Annotated in this window: 10 protein-coding genes and 1 tRNA gene; 4 read left to right on the forward strand and 7 right to left on the reverse strand. The window is 66.9% G+C overall.

All coding sequences use genetic code 11. From position 1 onward, the window contains the following. Positions 1-58: 58 nt before the first annotated feature. Positions 59-571, reverse strand: coding sequence for a hypothetical protein (locus K5L94_RS20775; protein WP_274511288.1), 513 nt, complete (start codon positions 569-571; stop codon positions 59-61). Between the two features lie 81 nt (positions 572-652). Between K5L94_RS20775 and K5L94_RS20780 the strand changes: the two genes are divergently transcribed. After that, positions 653-1,279 (forward strand): YiiX/YebB-like N1pC/P60 family cysteine hydrolase, encoded by a 627-nt coding sequence (locus K5L94_RS20780; protein ID WP_164087528.1) that lies wholly within the window; start codon positions 653-655, stop codon positions 1,277-1,279. Between the two features lie 54 nt (positions 1,280-1,333). Here the strand turns inward: K5L94_RS20780 and K5L94_RS20785 are convergent, their stop codons facing one another. The 3 genes from K5L94_RS20785 to ubiA form a co-directional block, all read right to left on the reverse strand. Beyond that, on the reverse strand, positions 1,334-1,492 hold the full coding sequence (locus K5L94_RS20785; protein WP_014038817.1) for a hypothetical protein: 159 nt from the start codon (positions 1,490-1,492) through the stop codon (positions 1,334-1,336). A 272-nt stretch (positions 1,493-1,764) separates the two neighbouring features. Further along, a complete protein-coding gene (locus K5L94_RS20790; RefSeq protein ID WP_274511289.1) occupies positions 1,765-3,189 on the reverse strand; it encodes a short-chain fatty acid transporter in 1,425 nt (474 codons plus the stop codon). 680 nt (positions 3,190-3,869) lie between these two features. After that, positions 3,870-4,763 carry a 4-hydroxybenzoate octaprenyltransferase gene (gene ubiA / locus K5L94_RS20795; protein WP_053451059.1) on the reverse strand — a complete coding sequence of 298 codons (894 nt, stop codon included), beginning with the start codon at positions 4,761-4,763 and terminating at the stop codon, positions 3,870-3,872. A gap of 149 nt (positions 4,764-4,912) precedes the next feature. Here ubiA and K5L94_RS20800 point away from each other — a divergent pair. The 3 genes from K5L94_RS20800 to K5L94_RS20810 all read left to right on the forward strand — a co-directional run bounded on the left by K5L94_RS20800 (position 4,913) and on the right by K5L94_RS20810 (position 8,147). Further along, positions 4,913-4,989: transfer RNA gene (locus K5L94_RS20800), tRNA-Arg, on the forward strand. A gap of 70 nt (positions 4,990-5,059) precedes the next feature. After that, positions 5,060-6,187, forward strand: coding sequence for a helix-turn-helix domain-containing protein (locus K5L94_RS20805; protein ID WP_053451060.1), 1,128 nt, complete (start codon positions 5,060-5,062; stop codon positions 6,185-6,187). Between the two features lie 82 nt (positions 6,188-6,269). Then, positions 6,270-8,147 carry an aspartyl protease family protein gene (locus K5L94_RS20810; RefSeq protein WP_274511290.1) on the forward strand — a complete coding sequence of 626 codons (1,878 nt, stop codon included), beginning with the start codon at positions 6,270-6,272 and terminating at the stop codon, positions 8,145-8,147. Positions 8,148-8,212: 65 nt separating this feature from the next. On the opposite strand, the gene K5L94_RS20815 is transcribed toward K5L94_RS20810, so the two are convergent. The 3 genes from K5L94_RS20815 to K5L94_RS20825 all read right to left on the reverse strand — a co-directional run bounded on the left by K5L94_RS20815 (position 8,213) and on the right by K5L94_RS20825 (position 16,091). Continuing rightward, positions 8,213-9,568, reverse strand: coding sequence for a Gfo/Idh/MocA family protein (locus K5L94_RS20815; RefSeq protein WP_274511291.1), 1,356 nt, complete (start codon positions 9,566-9,568; stop codon positions 8,213-8,215). 65 nt (positions 9,569-9,633) lie between these two features. Next, the gene (locus K5L94_RS20820) at positions 9,634-12,609 is read right to left on the reverse strand and encodes a TonB-dependent receptor (protein ID WP_164241624.1); all 2,976 of its coding nucleotides are present in this window, start codon (positions 12,607-12,609) and stop codon (positions 9,634-9,636) included. A 122-nt stretch (positions 12,610-12,731) separates the two neighbouring features. Next, positions 12,732-16,091 carry a TIM-barrel domain-containing protein gene (locus tag K5L94_RS20825; RefSeq protein WP_274511292.1) on the reverse strand — a complete coding sequence of 1,120 codons (3,360 nt, stop codon included), beginning with the start codon at positions 16,089-16,091 and terminating at the stop codon, positions 12,732-12,734. Between the last annotated feature and the right edge of the window lie 280 nt (positions 16,092-16,371).

A 16,371-nucleotide genomic window follows, 5' to 3' on the forward strand; every position in this document is an offset into this window, starting at 1 on the left:
CCAGGCCTTGAGCCTAGCAGCCGCTGCCGCCCCGCGCCTGTGCCGGATCAGGCGTCCTTCAGATCGACTCGTCCTCGCGCTTGACCAGCGTCCAGCACGGCGCCTGCGCGAAGGTGTAGGTCTGCTGGTCGCTGCTGTCCGGCGTGCGGATCTGCACCTGGCGCTGGCCATCGGCCAGCGCACTGACCTGCATCTCGCGCCCCTGCCCGGCCAGCGCGGCGGGATCAGGCATCACCGGCCATTCGACGTCGGCCAGTGCCAGCCGGCTTTCGACCTTGCGCGGTTCCGGCTCGGCCTCGGCATCGATGTAGCTGTCCAGCAATGAGTCGGCGGTGGCCTTTTCCTGCAGCGCGATCTCGTGGCCGAAGTGCTTCAGGAACGCATCGAACTGCGGATAAGGGCATTCAGCACTGGCCGGCGCCGGCGCAGGTTGAACTGCTGCGGCCGTGGATGCCGGCGCGGGGGCGGCCGGTGCGGTTTCCGTGGGCGTTGGCGGCGGCTCGGGCGTGCAGGCAACCAGCGCCACGCCACAGGCCAGCGCCAGCACTGCGGCAGAACGGTATCGACGCATGGGCTCATCCTGAATCCGGTTGGGTCGCCCCATGCTACCGCGCACCCTACACTTCCCGTATTCCGCCCGTCCGAGAATTCCATGCATCGCTTCCTGCTCATGATCGGCCTGCTGCTGCCCGCCCTATGGCCGGCCGTGGCGATGGCCGTCGATGTCCGCGAAGGCGACCTGCTGTTCGTGACCGCCGGCCGCAGCGGCCTCAGCGCGGCCATCGACGATGCCACCGGCAAGCAGGGCGCGCCCAGCTTCGATCACGTCGCGCTGGTCGCTTCCGCGCCGAAGGGCTGGGAAGTACTGCACGCCGACGAGAAGGGCTCGCGCCGGCAGTCGCTGTCCGCGTTCCGCCAGGACGCTCGTGCCAAGCATCGGCAGATCGTGGTCTATCGCCTGCGTGCGCCGCAGCAGGCGACCATCAAGGATGCGGTCGCCACCGCACGCACCATGCTCGGCAAGCCGTACAACACGTCATACGTGTTGAACGAGGACAGCTACTACTGCTCGGACTTCATCGAACGCGCCTTCCGCGCGCATCACGTGTTCGCGCTGCAGCCGATGAACTTCCGCAATCCGCAGACCGGGCAGATCGCCCAGCACTGGGTGGACCTGTACCACGGCATGGGCATGGAGGTTCCGCAGGATCAGCCCGGCACCAACCCCAACGACATGTCGGCCGCGCCGGTGCTGCAGCGTATCGGCGTGCTGGAATAAGCGAAGCCCCGCACCAGGCGGGGCTTCACCGGTCACGCCGCGTACCGCGCGTGGTCATTCTTCTTCGTCGTGGCCGCCCTGCTGCTGGTTGCGCTCTTTGCGCTGCTGATCCTGTTGCTGCTGTTGCTGCTGGTCACGACGACCCTGCTGCTGATCCTGCTGGTTCTGCTGGCCCGGCTGCTTCTGGTTCGGGTTCTGGTTCTGCTGTGCCATGTCCGTTCTCCGAAAGCCACGCGCGAAATGCGGTGGACGGGGCCATCGTCTGCAGCGATTGGTTAATCACGCGTGCGTGGGCGGCTACATCTGTGTGTACGCGCGTGAATGAACACGCCAAGCCCCTTGCAGCACAAGCCCATGAAGGATTCATGCGGGTTCGGCATGTGCTCATGCCCGCGTCGGGGCAACGCGCATTCATGGCTGCCGCGGCCGGGAACGCGCGCTGAACGTGGCGGCTGTGCCCTGCTGCAGGAACACCTGCACTGGATTCAAGGCATCACCGGCGGCACATACGCCAGGGTCATGCCCAGCAGCCACAGCAGGCCCAGCACCAGCGGGATGTGCACCAGCAGCTGGATGAAGGTGAAGCCGACGATGTCGCGTGCTTTCAGGCCGAGCACGCCCAGCAGCGGCAGCATCCAGAACGGATTGATCAGGTTCGGCAGCGCTTCGGCCGCGTTGTAGACCTGCACCGCCCAGCCCAGGTGCGCCTTCAGTTCGTTGGCGGCCTGCATCACGTACGGCGCCTCGATGATCCACTTGCCACCACCGGACGGCACGAAGAAGCCGAGCACCGCCGAGTAGACGCCCATCACCAGGGCGAAGGTATCGGTGCTGGCCACGTGCACGAACAGGCTCGACAACCGGTGCGCCAGCGTCTGCCCGTCACCGCCGGCAGCGTGGGTCAGGATCATGGCGATGCCGCCGTACAGCGGGAACTGGATCAGTACGCCGGTGGTACTTGGCACCGCCTTGGCCACCGCGTTGAGGAAGCTGCGCGGCCGCCAGTGCAGCAGCAGGCCCAGCGAGATGAACAGGAAGTTGTAGGTGTTGAGGTTGGCGATGGCGGTGACCACCGGCTTGTTGGCGAACTCGTTGAACAGCCAGCCGAACGCCAGCAGCGAGAGCAGCACGGTCAGCAGCGGGCTGTACTCCAGCCATTCGCCTGGGCGCGTGCGTCGCTGCAGCGGTTCCGGCTCGGCCTGCGCGGCACCAGGGAAATCCTCGGCGGTGCGGGCGCTGCTGGCGGCCGGCGCGGTCAACCAGGCGATCAGCAGCGAGACCAGGATCAGCACCGCGGTCAGCGCGATCGACTGCCACAGGAAGATGGTTTCGGTGAACGGCAATACGCCGGTGATCTCCACCAGCCCCGGCGGCATGCTGGCCGGGTTGGCCTGCAGCTGCGCGGCCGACGAACTCAGCCCCATCGCCCACACCGCCCCCAGGCCGAGATAGGCCGACGCACCGGCCGCGCGGTAGTCCATGCGCAGCTCGGTACGGCGCGCCAGCGCCCGCACCAGCAGGCCGCCGAACACCAGCGAGAAGCCCCAGCTGAGCAGCGAGGCCAGCATGCTGACCAGGCCCACGTACACCACCGCGCCACGGCCGGTGCGTGGCACCCGGGCGAGGAAGTCGATGAAGCGCGCGACCACCGGCGCAGTGGCCACGGCATAGCCACCGATGACCACGAAGGCCATCTGCATGGTGAAGGGAATCAGGCTCCAGAAGCCGTCACCGAAGGCGCTGGCGGTAGCCTGCGGGGTCGAGCCGAAGCCCATCGCGGCCAGCGCAACGATGACCACGCCCAGCACCGCGAACACATACGCATCGGGGAACCACTTTTCCGCCCAGGCGGCCGAGCGCAATGCAGCGCGCGCCATCCAGCCGTCCTGTACTGCTGCCGTCGAGGCCATCGCCTACCCTCCCAGGTTCGATGGACCGATTCTGGGCGGTGGGGTGCGGGCTGTCAGCCACCTATTGGTCGTAGGCGGGAGGCTGGTCGTGCCGGCCGCTGGCCGGCAACCTGGGGATCGCTCACGTGTGCAGCCGGCCAGCGGCCGGCTCTACCAAACCCAGGAATTGTCGTAGGTGGCGGAGGCTGGTCGTGCCGGCCGCTGGCCGGCAACCTCGGGATCGTGCACGTGTGCAGCCGGCCAGCGGCCGGCTCTACCAATCCCAGGAATTGTCGTAGGTGGCGGAGGCTGGTCGTGCCGGCCGCTGGCCGGCAACCTCGGGATCGCACACGTGTGCAGCCGGCCAGCGGCCGGCTCTACCAAACCCAGGAATTGTCGTAGGTGGCGGAGGCTGGTAGTGCCGGCCGCTGGCCGGCAACCTCGGGATCGTGCACGTGTGCAGCCGGCCAGCGGCCGGCTCTACCAGACTCAGGGATCGTCGTAGGTGCCGGAGGCTGGTAGTGCCGGCCGCTGGCCGGCAACCTCGCGATCGCACACGTGTGCAGCCGGCCAGCGGCCGGCTCTACCAAACCCAGGAATTGTCGTAGGTGGCGGAGGCTGGTAGTGCCGGCCGCTGGCCGGCAACCTCGGGATCGCACACGTGCACAGCCGGCCAGCGGCCGGCTCACCTCACCCTGGCGTCAGCGCAGCGCCAGGTCCACGGCGATGCCGGCAAACAGCGCGGCACCGACCCAGTTGTTGTGCAGGAACGCCTTGAAGCACGGGCCGCGTTCGCGGTTGCGGCAGATCCAGAACTCGTACACCACCAGCACGGTGGCCACGGCCACGCCGGCCAGGTAGTACCCGCCCAGCCCGCCGCGCACGCCGACCAGCGCCATGGTGGCCAGGAACAGCGCATACAGCACGCCCTGGATGACCAGGTCGAGATCACCGAACAGGATTGCGGTGGAGTGCGAGCCCATCTTCAGGTCGTCCTCGCGGTCGACCATGGCGTACCAGGTGTCGTAGGCGGTGGACCACAGGATGTTGCCGGCGTACAGCAGCCAGCCCAGCATCGGCACCTCGCCCTGTACGGCGGCGAATGCCATCGGGATGCCCCAGCCGAACGACATGCCCAGGTAGACCTGCGGCAGATGGGTATAGCGCTTCAGGTAGGGGTAGCTGGCGGCCAGGAACACGCCGATGAAGCTCAGGCCGATGGTCAGGCCGTTCAGGGTCAGCACCAGGCCGAACGCCACCAGCATCAGCACCGCGAACAACACCAGCGCAGCGCGGCCACTGATCGCGCCGGTGGCCAGCGGACGCGCCTTGGTGCGTTCCACATGCGGGTCGAGCCAGCGGTCGGCGTAGTCGTTGATGACGCAACCGGCCGAGCGGGTCAGCCACACGCCCGCGGTGAACACGAACAGCGTCCACAACGGCGGCAGGCCGCCGGCGGCCAGCCACAGCGCCCACCAGGTGGGCCACAGCAGTAGCAGCGTGCCGATCGGACGATCAGCGCGCATCAGACTCCAGTAATGCCGCCAACGCGGCGTCGCCGGCGACTGCGGCGAAGTGAGGGGGGTATCAGCCATGCCGATAGGATACTCCTGCCCCTCTGGCAGGGCTTTGCCCGTGGGGGGAGATTTGTTCGGCGAAACTGGATAGAATGCCGGTCCCGCACCGCTTCATGGCGCTGCGATGCCCGCCCCGGCATTGGCCGACGGCGCGGCGGTTCTACAACGCGCCCGTAGCTCAGCCGGATAGAGTAGTGGCTTCCGAAGCCATTGGTCGGGGGTTCGAATCCCTCCGGGCGCGCCATCTTCCCCTTGTTGCCTGCACACCGCTCCCGGTGCTGGACGTTGCTGCGTGCTTCATCAACACTGCAGGCATGACGCCATCGGATCTGCTGCAGCTGGCGGCAGGCGCCGCGATTCTCGGCCTGGCCGCCTTGTCCACCGGAGTGAGCTTCGGCCGCGCCCGGCATGGCAGCCACCTGCTCACCACCTTCTTCGCCTGTTTCGCCGCCGCCAACCTGTTCGGACTGGTGCTGCTGGGTGGCCAGGCCTGGCTGTCGGCCGACGCCGTGCGCTGGCTGCGGGTCATCGAGGTGCCACTGGTCTTTCTGCTGGGTCCGCTGCTGTACCGCCATGCACGTGCGCTGCTGTCCCCTGCGCCGGACCACACTTCGTTGCTGCCGCTCGCGCATCTGCTGCCGGCCATGCTCGCGTTCGTCATTTCCCTGTTGAATGCTGCTGCGCCTTTCGAAGCCTCGCTGCTGGGCAAGGTGCTGTTCCAGCTCAGCTTCCATGGCTGGCTGCTGCAGGGCACGCCCTACCTGCTGGCCACGCTGTGGCTGTCACTGCGCACGCCTTCGGCTCCGCGCGGAACTGCCATCCAACGCAGCGGACTACGCGGGCTGGCAATCGTGATGGCGGGCTGCTGGCTGGCCAGCGCGATGAACCGGTGGCCGCCGGACGCCGCTCCGCTTCTGGCCAGTATCGGGCTCAGCCTGTTAACCACGGCAGGTATGTACCTGCTGGCGTGCCAGGTCGTACGCCAGCAGCTGCGTGCACGTGTGGTCACTTCGGCACCCGTCCTGATGGACATGCCCGCATCCACCGAGGACACGCCCCGCGCACGCTACGAACGCTCGGGCATCGATGCAACGCAGTGCGCGGCCATTGCCAGCGCGCTGACCGCATTGATGCAGGACGAACGCCTGCATGAAGCGCCCGGACTGGATCTCCAGTCCCTCAGCCAGCGCAGCGGCTGGTCATCCAACCAGGTCTCGCAGGCCCTCAACCAGGGCCTCGGCCAGAACTTTTCCGAGTTCGTGACCGGCTTCCGTGTGGCTGCAGCGAGAACGTGCCTGTCCGATCCGTCCGACCTCCGCAGCGTGCTGGACATCGGCCTTGCCGCCGGCTTCGGCAGCAAGTCCACCTTCAACAGCGCGTTCAAGCGCGCCACCGGGCAGACGCCCAGCGAGTACCGGCGCCGTCGCACCACGTCCGACTGAACGTCCAATCCTTCACGCCCGGTCGAATATCTCCCGTCCCTGCGCTGCCATCACCTTCTGACCCAATGAAGGAGGTGAAGCGATGCGTTTGCGACGGATGCTGTGTGGCCTGCTGTGGATGCTGGCGGTTCCTTTACACGCCGCAGCGGTGGATGCTGCCGATGTGCTGGCCAGGGCCCGCGCAGCCAGTGGCGGCGAGCGCTGGCAGGCTACACAGCACCTGCAGGCTGAGGGCGAGCAGTCGCTGGGTGGTCTGCATGGGCGGTGGGAGCTCAACCAGGATCTGCGCGCCGGGCGCTATGTCGAACAGGCGCAGCTGGGGGACTTCATCGTCGCGCAGGGGTTTGATGGGCAACTGTCCTGGCGGCGCGACTACGGCGGCGAAGTCGGCCTGCTGGATGGCACCGTGCCACGCCGCACCGCGCGCACGCAGTCCTGGCTGACCACCCGCGGCTACTGGTCCAGCGCCTACCCGGCCTCACGCTTTGCAGGCCCGCGTGGCGGGATTCACAACGGACAGCGCTATGACGTGCTGTCAACCACGCCGGAGGGAGCGGACCCGATCGAGCTCTGGTTCGACACCCGCAGCGGCCTGCTCGGCCGGGTGGTCATTGCCTCCGCGCGCACACCCACCGCCACCACGCTGGAAGACTACCGGGCCGTGGAAGGTCTGATGCTGCCCCACCGCATCATCACCGACACCCTCGATGCCCAGGGCCGTGCCGATCCACGATTGCGCAGCGACGTGCGGGTGCAGCGCTATCGGGTGAACAGCCCGATGCCGGACGCACGGTATGCGCCACCGGCGATGGCCGCCGACAGCTACATCGAGGATGCCAGCGGCACCACCCGCGTTCCGTTCGACCTGATCAACAACCATGTCTATATCGAGGCCGAGGTGGATGGCCAGCCGGCGCGCTTCCTGGTCGACACCGGCGCCATCAACCTGCTGACCCCTACGGCGGCCAAGCGCCTGGGCCTGACCGCCACGGGGCGCCTGAGCGTGCACGGCGCCGGCGACAACGCCAGCGACCTGGGCCTGGCACAGGCCCGCCACCTGCGCATCGGTGGCGCGCACCTTGCAAACCCGGTGTTCCACATCATCGACCTGGGCCAGCAGATCAACTCGATGGGCGTGCCACACGATGGCTTCATCGGCTATGAGACCTTCCTGCGCTTTGTCACCACCTTCGACTATGGCGCGCGCGTGCTCAGCTTCACCCGGCCGGGCCACTACCAGCCGCCCGCCAACGCCGTGATGCTGCCGTTCGAACAGGACGATCGCGCACCGGTACTGAATGGCGAGCTGGACGGTATCCCGCTGCGTCTGTGGCTGGACACCGGGTCACGCAATTCGCTGAGCCTGAGCAGCCCGTTCGTGCGCACGCATGGGCTGCTGGAGAAGTACCACGCCAGCGAGGAAGCAGTGCTTGGCTGGGGCCTCGGTGGCCCGGGGCGCGCGCGACCGGCACGGCTGGGTGTGCTGCGCATGGGCAGTGTCGAGGTCAATGGCCTGGTCGGTGATCTGTCCAGCACGGACAAGGGTGCGCTCGCCCTGGCCGACTATGGCGCGATTCTCGGTGGCGGCGTGCTGCGGCGCTTCTCCATGGGCATCGACTACGATGCCAAGCGCCTGTACCTGGTGCCCAACGCTGAAAGCACGCAGCCCGATGCCTTCGATCGCAGTGGGTTGTGGCTTCAGGCCGAGGACGCTGCACTGCGTGTGGCCGATGTGGCGCCAACCAGTGCCGGGGCACGCGCCGGGCTGCGAAGGGATGACCGCATTGTCATGATCGATGGCGAGCCGGTGGCCACGCGGAAGCTGGGCGACTGGCGCGCGCAGCTGCGCGAGCGCCCAATGGGAACCGGCCTGGGCGTCCGTTATCTGCGCGATGGCCGGCAGATGGATACCCGGCTGGTGCTGGCCGATCGGGTAGCAGAGCGCTGGCCTGCGCAGTGAGGCAGGAAAAACAGCAACGCCGGACAATGCCCGGCGTTGCTGTCACCGCATGGAAGGGGCAGAACTCAGTACCTGCCGTCAAACGCGAAGATCGGCTTGCGCTGCTTCCACGCGCCCGCGGTGAAGTCCGGGAACTCCAGCGTCTGGAAGCTGTTGGCGATCGACTGCTCGCTCAACGGCGTGATCGCACTCCAGGTCACCGCGTCGTAGATGTCGATCGGCATCGGCGCCTTGGCCTTCAGCGCTTCCACGAAGGCATGGATGACGAACCAGTCCATGCCACCGTGGCCGGCGCTGGCGGCGGTGTCCGCGTTCTGCTTCCACAGCGGATGCTCGTACTCGTCCTGGTACTTCTTGAACTCTTCCCACTGGTGCGGCGGGCTGCGGCCTTCGATGTGGATCGAATGGTTGACATCCATCCACAGGCCCTTGGTGCCCTGCACGCGGAAGCCCATCGAATACGGGCGCGGCAGCGAGGTGTCGTGCTGCAGCAGGATGGTTTCGCCGTTCTCGCAGGCCAGCGTGGTGGTCACGATGTCGCCCAGCTTGAACTTGACCCTGGTGCTGGGATGGGTGGTGCCGCCACTCTTGGCCACGGTGTATTCGTGCAGGCCGCGCGCCTTGGTCGCGAACGCATTGATGTGGGTGAAGCGGTTGCCGCGGTTGATGCCGGTGTACATCGCGCAGGGGCCGATGCCGTGGCTGGGGTACAGCTCACCGTTGCGCTCGACCGAATGCTCGGTGCGCCAGCGCGCTTCGCTCCAGCCCTTGGGGCCGAATTCCACGCCGCTGTCGTACGGCTGGCTCGGATCGCCGGAGTTGAACTTCACGCCGCGCAGGTCGTGCTGGTAGCCGGCCTGCAGATGCACCAGCTCGCCGAACAGGCCCTGGCGCACCATCTGCAGTGCGGCCATCACGTCACGGCGGTAGCAGACGTTCTCCAGCAGCATGTACGGGGTGCCGGTGCTCAGCTGGGTCTTCAGCACGTCCCAGTGGTCCTGCAGGGTGATGCCGGCCACCACTTCGCAGCCCACGGCCACGCCGGCCTGCATCGCGGCAATCGCCATCGGTGCGTGGTATTCCCACGGCGTGGCGATGATCACGCCATCGATGCCCTTCTGTTCCAGCAGGCGCTTCCAGGCGTTGGTGTCACGGTCCTGGCCATAGGTCTTCGGCGCCGGCTTGCCGGCCTTGCTGACCATGTCCACGGCGCGGCCGAGCATGATCGGCTCGATGTCGCACAGCGCGACCACTTCGACATCGTCGCGGCGCACCAGTTCCTTCAGCAGCACCAGGCCACGCATGCCGGTACCGATCATGGCCAGGCGCACCTTGCGCCCGCGTGCCCATGCCGGGGTCTGCGGCAGCAGGCTGCTGGCGGCGACAGCGGCGCTGGCCGCGATGAATTCCCTACGCTTCATGGCAAACATCTCTCCTCTAGGCAGCGTGCCGGCCGCAGCCGGCACGCCAGGTCACGCAAACGGAATTACTTGAACCGGTAGCCGATGGTCACACTGTAACCACGACCGAAGATGGTCGCGTAGTCACTGGAGTCACCCAGGAAGCTGTTCGGGTCATAGAACGGCAGGCGGTTGAACAGGTTCTTGACGGTGAAGCTCAGGTTCCAAGCATCATCCGGGCGCCAGGTGACGCTCATGTTGGCGGTCCACCACGACGGTGCACCGTCACACTTGCTCTTCTGCAGTGCCAGGTAACCGCCGGTGCAGGTTTCCTTGTTGTTGCTCACTTCGTCGACCTGGTCGGTGGCCCACTTGGTGCCGCCCACATAGTTGACGAACATGCTGGTGGTGACCTGCTTGTAGGTCCAGTCGGCATTGAGCGTGGCACGCAGGCGCGGGTTGTTGTAGTAGCCCACCACATCGCCGTAGTACCAGCCGTTCTCCGCATCCATGTAGAAGCGGTTGCGGTTGGCGATGGTGGCGGCCAGGCCGATGTTCAGGTTGCCCCAGTCACCCAGCGAGAAGCGGCTGCGCGCATCGATGTCGAAGCCGTCGATCAGGGTCTTGCCACGGTTCTTGTACTGGCCGACCACGCTGGCCACGTTGCCCGCCGAGTAGCCCGGCAGGTTCGCCGGGCAGCTCACGCCGCTGGCCGGATCGGCGCACATCGCCGCCAGCTGCGCCAGGTTGGCCCGGTCGCTGTCGGTGATCGGCGAACGCGACATCGAGATGATGTCTTCCATGCGGCGGTAGTCCGGCGCGACGATCTCGTTGTTTCGGTAGATGAACCAGTAGTCGGCCGACACCGACAGCCAGCTCGCCGGCTCGTAGACGAAGCCGAGGGTGGCGATCTTCGCCTTCTCCGGCTTCAGGTCCTTGTTCGGCTGGGTCATGCGCGCCACGGTACGGCTGCAATCCACGTTCAGCAGGGTCTTGCCGAGGTCGACATCACCCGGCCGCTGCGACTTCAGCAGCAGGTTGGCGATGGCGTTGGTCTCGTTGCAGCGCAGCTCGTCGCGGAAGCCGCCCAGCTGTGCGAACACGCCGCCGTTGCCGGACTCGGCCAGGCTCGGTGCGCGGAAGCCGGTGGAGTAGGTACCACGCAGCATCAGCTGATCGAAGGCCTGGTACTTGAAGCCGATCTTCGGTGCGATGTTGGCGCTGAAGTTCGGGTACTTGTCCACGCGCACCGCCGCATCCAGCTCCAGCTTGTCGGTGATCGGCGCCACGGTCTCGGCGAACAGCGCATAGGTATTGCGCTTGCCATCGAACCACGAGCCGCCCTGCTGGGTTATCAGGCCGTTGGCCGCATCGGCGTTGCCCGGGGTGTAGAAGGTTTCGCGGCTGGCGTTGAAGCCGAACGCTGCACGCATCTCGCCGGCCGGCAGCTGGAACAGCGGTCCTTCGATCTTGCCGTCCAGGGTATGCAGGCGGGTCCACGACTGGATGTCGAAGGTCGGGAAGGCTTCACGGATGAGTGCGGCGTTGGCTTCGCTGATCTCGCCGAACTTGTAGGCCGGATGATCGGAAATGATCACGCGGCCAGTGCCCGGATCGATCGTGTACGGGCCGAAGGCCTTCTCGAAGCCCTTGGTGTTGACGTTGATGGTCTGGTAGGTGGTGGAGTGGGTGCCGGCGCTGGCGAACGCGGTTTCCCAGTTCCAGTCGCCCACGTTGCCGCGCGCGCCGGCCAGCACACGGTAGCTCTTGTCGGTGTTGCGCTGGCCGAAGTAGTTGGCGCCGGCATCCTGCAGCAGGTACTGCAGGCCGACCACGCCGCCCATCATCGCCTTCATTTCCGGGCTGGCGTGGTTGTACTCGTTGTTCGGGCCCAGGAACGGATACAGGAACTGGTTGACGTTGTTGCCGGTGTTGCGCGAGAACCAGCTGGTCGGGTTGCCGGTGGTGGTGCCGTAGGTGCGCGGGGTGCCACCGTTGGCGCGCAGGTCGATGTCGGTGTAGGTCGCCTCGGCGAAGATCTCGGTGCTCTCGCCCACCAGGAAAGTGCCGTTGAGGTAGGCGGTGTTGCGCTCGGACTTGGCGCCGGCATCGATCTCGTTGTTCATCCAGGTTTCCCAGACGCAACGCGGGCCGGCCGCTTCACTGGTCAGCACGTTCTTGCAGCCCGGTGCTGCCTCCTGCACGCGGCGGCCGGTCACCGGATCAAACGCGAAGTAGCTGCCCGGGTTGAACTCGCCCGGCTTGCTGCCCACGCCCAGGCGCAGGTTGTTGAGGTAGTTCGGGTTGTTGACGTAGTACTGGTCGGGCCGCTTGTCGTAGAAGTCGCTCAGCGGAATCGCGTCGCGGCGGTACATGTTCACCGCGCCGTAGATGTTGAAGCGGTTCTCGGCCAGGTCGCCGAAGCCGGCGGTGATGCTGGCCTGGCGTTCGCCGTAGGAGTCGATGCGCGAGGAGGTGTCGTTGGTGAAGCTGACTTCGGCACCCTGGAAGTTGCGCTTGGTGATCACGTTGATCACGCCGGCCACCGCGTCGGTGCCGTACACCGCCGAGGCGCCGTCGGTCAGCACTTCCATGCGCTCGATGGCCGCGGCCGGAATCGCATCGATGTTGACGAACTGGGTCTGGAAGCCGGCCGGTGCGCCGTAGTACGAAAGGCGACGACCGTTCAGCAGCACCAGCGTGCCCTGTGCACCCAGCCCGCGCAGGTTGGCCTGCGAAGCACCGTCGGAACCGGTGAACAGCGAACGCGCGTCCTGCTGTGCCGGGCGAGCCGCCGGCAGGTTGTCCAGCACCTGCAGCAGCGTGCGCGCACCCATGTTCTGGATGTCCTGCTTGCTGATCACCTGCACCGGCGAGGCGGTTTCAACGTCGGTGCGGCGGATGTTGGAGCCGGTCACCTCGATGCGGGCCAGGTCGGTGGCCTTGTCCTTGCTCTCTTGTGCAACGGCAGGAACGGCGACCGAGAGCAGCACGCCGGCAATGGCCAGCGTCAGCGGAGCGATCGAGCGACAGGGGGGGCGGTGGTGGCGTGCGGGCAACATCGGGGTTCTCTCCTGGCAGGGGTGCGGCGCGAATGGTGGATCGGCGGGCAAAACGCTCCCGGGCCACGGCCAGCAGGGCCGTAGTCGGTATGGGCGGGGGGAGGAGCGGTGTTACGAGGGGGTCATGGGGCGACGATGCTGGCGGAGTCGCCCTCCTGGCCGATCAGCACGGCGTTGGCCCAGTTGGCACAGACCTGGGCGGGTTGGCTGCCCTGCGCACCCAGCGTGCGCAGGCTCAGGGTGGAAAGGCCACGGATGTCCAGCTCCGGCTTGACCACGCCGGGCGCCTTCACCAGGCCGCTGTCGTACAGCAGGCGGTTGTCGCCCCAGACCTGGAACTGCAGGCCACCGGCACTGCGGCACGCGTCGTCGATGCCGAGGTCGGCGCGCAGCAGGCGCCAGCCGCCCTGCAGGCGCAGGTCGATGCGGCTGTTGGCGGCCACGCCCAGGCCACGGCGGAACTGCAGGCCGTTCATGCGCATGCCGGCATCGCCACGGAACGACTGGTCGGCGCGCACCTGGCTGGCCAGCGCGGCCGGCACCGGCAGCTCGGAGAGATAGCGCTGCCGGGCCGGTCGCTCCGGTTCCTGGTGCTCAAGGATGTGGAAGGTGGACAGCGCGATCGGGCCGACGTCGCGCGGCTGCAGCGCATCGAAGGCGCGGGCACTGCCCTGCGCTGCGGTGACCATCGGGTCGGTGCTGCTGGCGCCGTCGCCCTCCGGGTTCTGCACGCTCAGCACGCGGAACCGCAGCAGGCGGCCTGCATGCGCCGGGAAGTCGATGCGCTGCACGCCTTCCTTCAGCTGCAGGCGGCCACGGGCAATCGGCTCGCCCCACTCGCCATTGCTGTCGCCCAGGTACACCTCGTAATCGCGCACCTGGCCGTGCTTCCAGTTCTTGTCGTTGCGCGGGGCGATGTCGATGCCATCGATCATCCTGCGCTCGCCAAAGCCGATCACCCACTCGTGTGCCCCGGTGCGCACCGCCTGGTTGCGCACGCTGCGGAACCAGGTGCCGGGATCGTCGTCGAAGGCGTTTTCCAGCGCATGGCCGGGCTCTTCGGCCGGGCGGTTGACCACCAGCAGGCTGTCGGCCGGCAGTTCGCGGCCGAGCACGGGCGCGGCGGGGTAGGCATCATCGGCCACGGCAGCGGCCACCGCAAAGTCCAGCTGCAACTGCAGCGGCTGGCGGATGTCCTGCGCGGCGGTACGCACATGCAGGGTGCCGCGGCGCTCCTGGGCATCGAAGTACCAGCCTTCGGCCGCAGTGTTGAAGGCGGCGGCGTCAGCCAATGCAGGCAGCGCGCGGCCGCCGGCCTGCACCGCACGCGGCGCCTGCCGGCTGAGTACGCGCAGGCCATAGCGACGCTGCGCCAGCTGGCCGTTGTACTGGCCCTGCACCGCATCGATCTGCACCTGCACCGGGCCACTACCCTGCGCCGGTGCCTGCACGCGGATCACCTGCGTGCTCGACTCGCCTTGCTGGTAACGGCGGGTGTTGCCATCGTCTTCGTACAGCGTGTACTGCGAATCACCCTGCGGGTACAGGTCGAACGTCACCTCATCCAGCGGCTTTTCACCGTCGAACAGCATCGACGGGTACATCGGCAGGATCGCACCGGCACGTACGAATACCGGCAGCGTGGCCAGGTCGACCTGGCGATCCAGCTGGCGTCCCTCGGCAGCGGCCTGCACGCGACGGCCATCCCAGTAGTCGATCCAGCCGCCGGCCGGCAGGTGGATGTCGCGGCGCCAGCCACGGCTGGCCGCCTGGCTGCGATACACCGGCGCCACCAGCAGGTCGCGGCCGAGCAGGAACTGGTACTTGTAGGTTTCATCCTGCGCGTGCGGATCGCGCGGGTTGTCCCACATCAGGCCACGCACCGGCGGCGCGCCGGTCTGCGCGGCCTCGTGCACCAGCCCGTACATGTACGGGGTCAGGCGCATCTTCAACTTCAGGTAATCGCGGTTGATGCTGCGGTAGGGCTCGTCGTACCACCACGGGTGCTTGCGCGCGTTCGACGACCAGCCGCTCATGCCCATCAGCACCGGGGTGAACGCCTTCCACTGCAGATCACGGGTGAAGGTTTCGGCGCTGCCGCCGAAAATCGCGTCGACGTCACCGCTGGCGTAGGCCATGCCGGACAGGCCCGAACCGACCAGGGTCGGCACGTGCCAGCGGATGTAGTCCCAACTGCTGCTCTGGTCGCCGGTCCAGGCCACTGCGTAGCGCTGGATGCCGGCCCAGCCCATCACCGTCCACAGGAACGGGCGCGAATCGGAATTGTCGAGGATGCCGTTGAACGCCTGGCGGTTGGCGTCCATCGCGAACTGGTAGCCCTTGCCGGTCCAGGCCACGTCCAGCTTCTGCACGCGGCTGCCGGCCTTGCCCACTTCCCAGGCGATCTTGTCGACGCCGTTCTCGGTCCACAGGCCGGTGCGGAAGCCGTAGCCGGCCAGGCCCTTCACCGTTTCCGGCAACTGCTTGTAACCGCAGCCATACCCATCGTTGGGCAGGATCCAGCCACCGGGCATGTCGTGCGCGCGGTACTGCTTGGCCACGCTGTCGATCACGTCGGGGGTGGTGCCGGTCGGGCCGTCGCTCCAGCCCTCGGGCACGGTACCCGGCTTCTTCGCATTGTCGCCGTCGTTGTAGCAATCGGCATCGCCATAGGACAGCGCCCAGCGCGCGACCATGTTCGGGCGGCCGGTCAGCTGGGTGTAGCGTTCGATCAGCTTCGGCAGGTCGGCGCCGACGAAGTAGTACGCATCAAACCGATCTTCGCGATGCAGCAGCGTGGCCTGGTCGGGCTGGCGCAGGTCGTAGCTGCCATCGCTCCAGGTGTTGCGCAGCATGCCCCAGCCGCGGCTGCTGAGCAGCATGGGTGCCGGGCTCGGGCGGTCGCCCTCTTCCCAGCCACCGGAATAGGACACCTCCAGCTCGCGGCCCTTGAACTGGTAACGGCCGTTCTGCTGGCCACCACCGAAGTAGCCTTCGTCAGCCTGCGAGGACAGCACCTGCACGCTCTGCGTGGCATCCAGGTCCAGCGGCTGCAGTTCCTGCCACAGCGCGGTGGGCTGGCCGTTGTCCAGGCGCTCCAGGCGCAGGCGCAACGGCTGCCGCTGCACATGCAGCACCAGCGCATCGGTACGCACGCGGATTTCCTGCGCGTCTTCTTCCAGCTGCGCCTTTACGTTCGCCTGCGGTTGCGGCAGTACGATCGGCGCGGCCTTGTCGCCCGCGCCGGTCAGCGTGCCATTGCGGCCGGCCTGCACGCGGATGATGTCGGTCGCCGGCAGTTCGATGCGGATGCGCGCGCCCTTGTCGGTCTGCAGGTCCCAGCCCTGCACGCCGTCGCGGCTGTCGCTGGCGGCCACCGAACGCAGGTTGCCGACCGGCTCTGCCCGGGCCGGCAGGGACGCCAGCATCAGCGCCGGCAACAGGGCCAGCATCAGCGGCGAGCGACGAACGCAGTTTTCCACGCGGACTCCCAACCCGTTCACCGGGCGTTTCGAAAGCGGTTGGGCCGACTCTAGGGCAGCGATTCGAAAGATGTCAACAAATTGAAAGGAAAAAGGAAGATATATTCCTTTGAAACGAAAGTTGCTGCGTCGCAATACTTTGTGTAAGCGCTTGCAGGCGCCTGTTAATCATTGTGCGATACGGCATCCAGCCTCTTCTTTCGTTCTCCCGCACGTCCAGCTCAAGGCAAACACGGCATCACATTTTCTTTCTTTTTGCTTTCGGTATTTGACATTTCGA

The sequence above is a fragment of the Stenotrophomonas forensis genome (assembly GCF_028752115.1).
Lineage (GTDB): Bacteria > Pseudomonadota > Gammaproteobacteria > Xanthomonadales > Xanthomonadaceae > Stenotrophomonas > Stenotrophomonas forensis.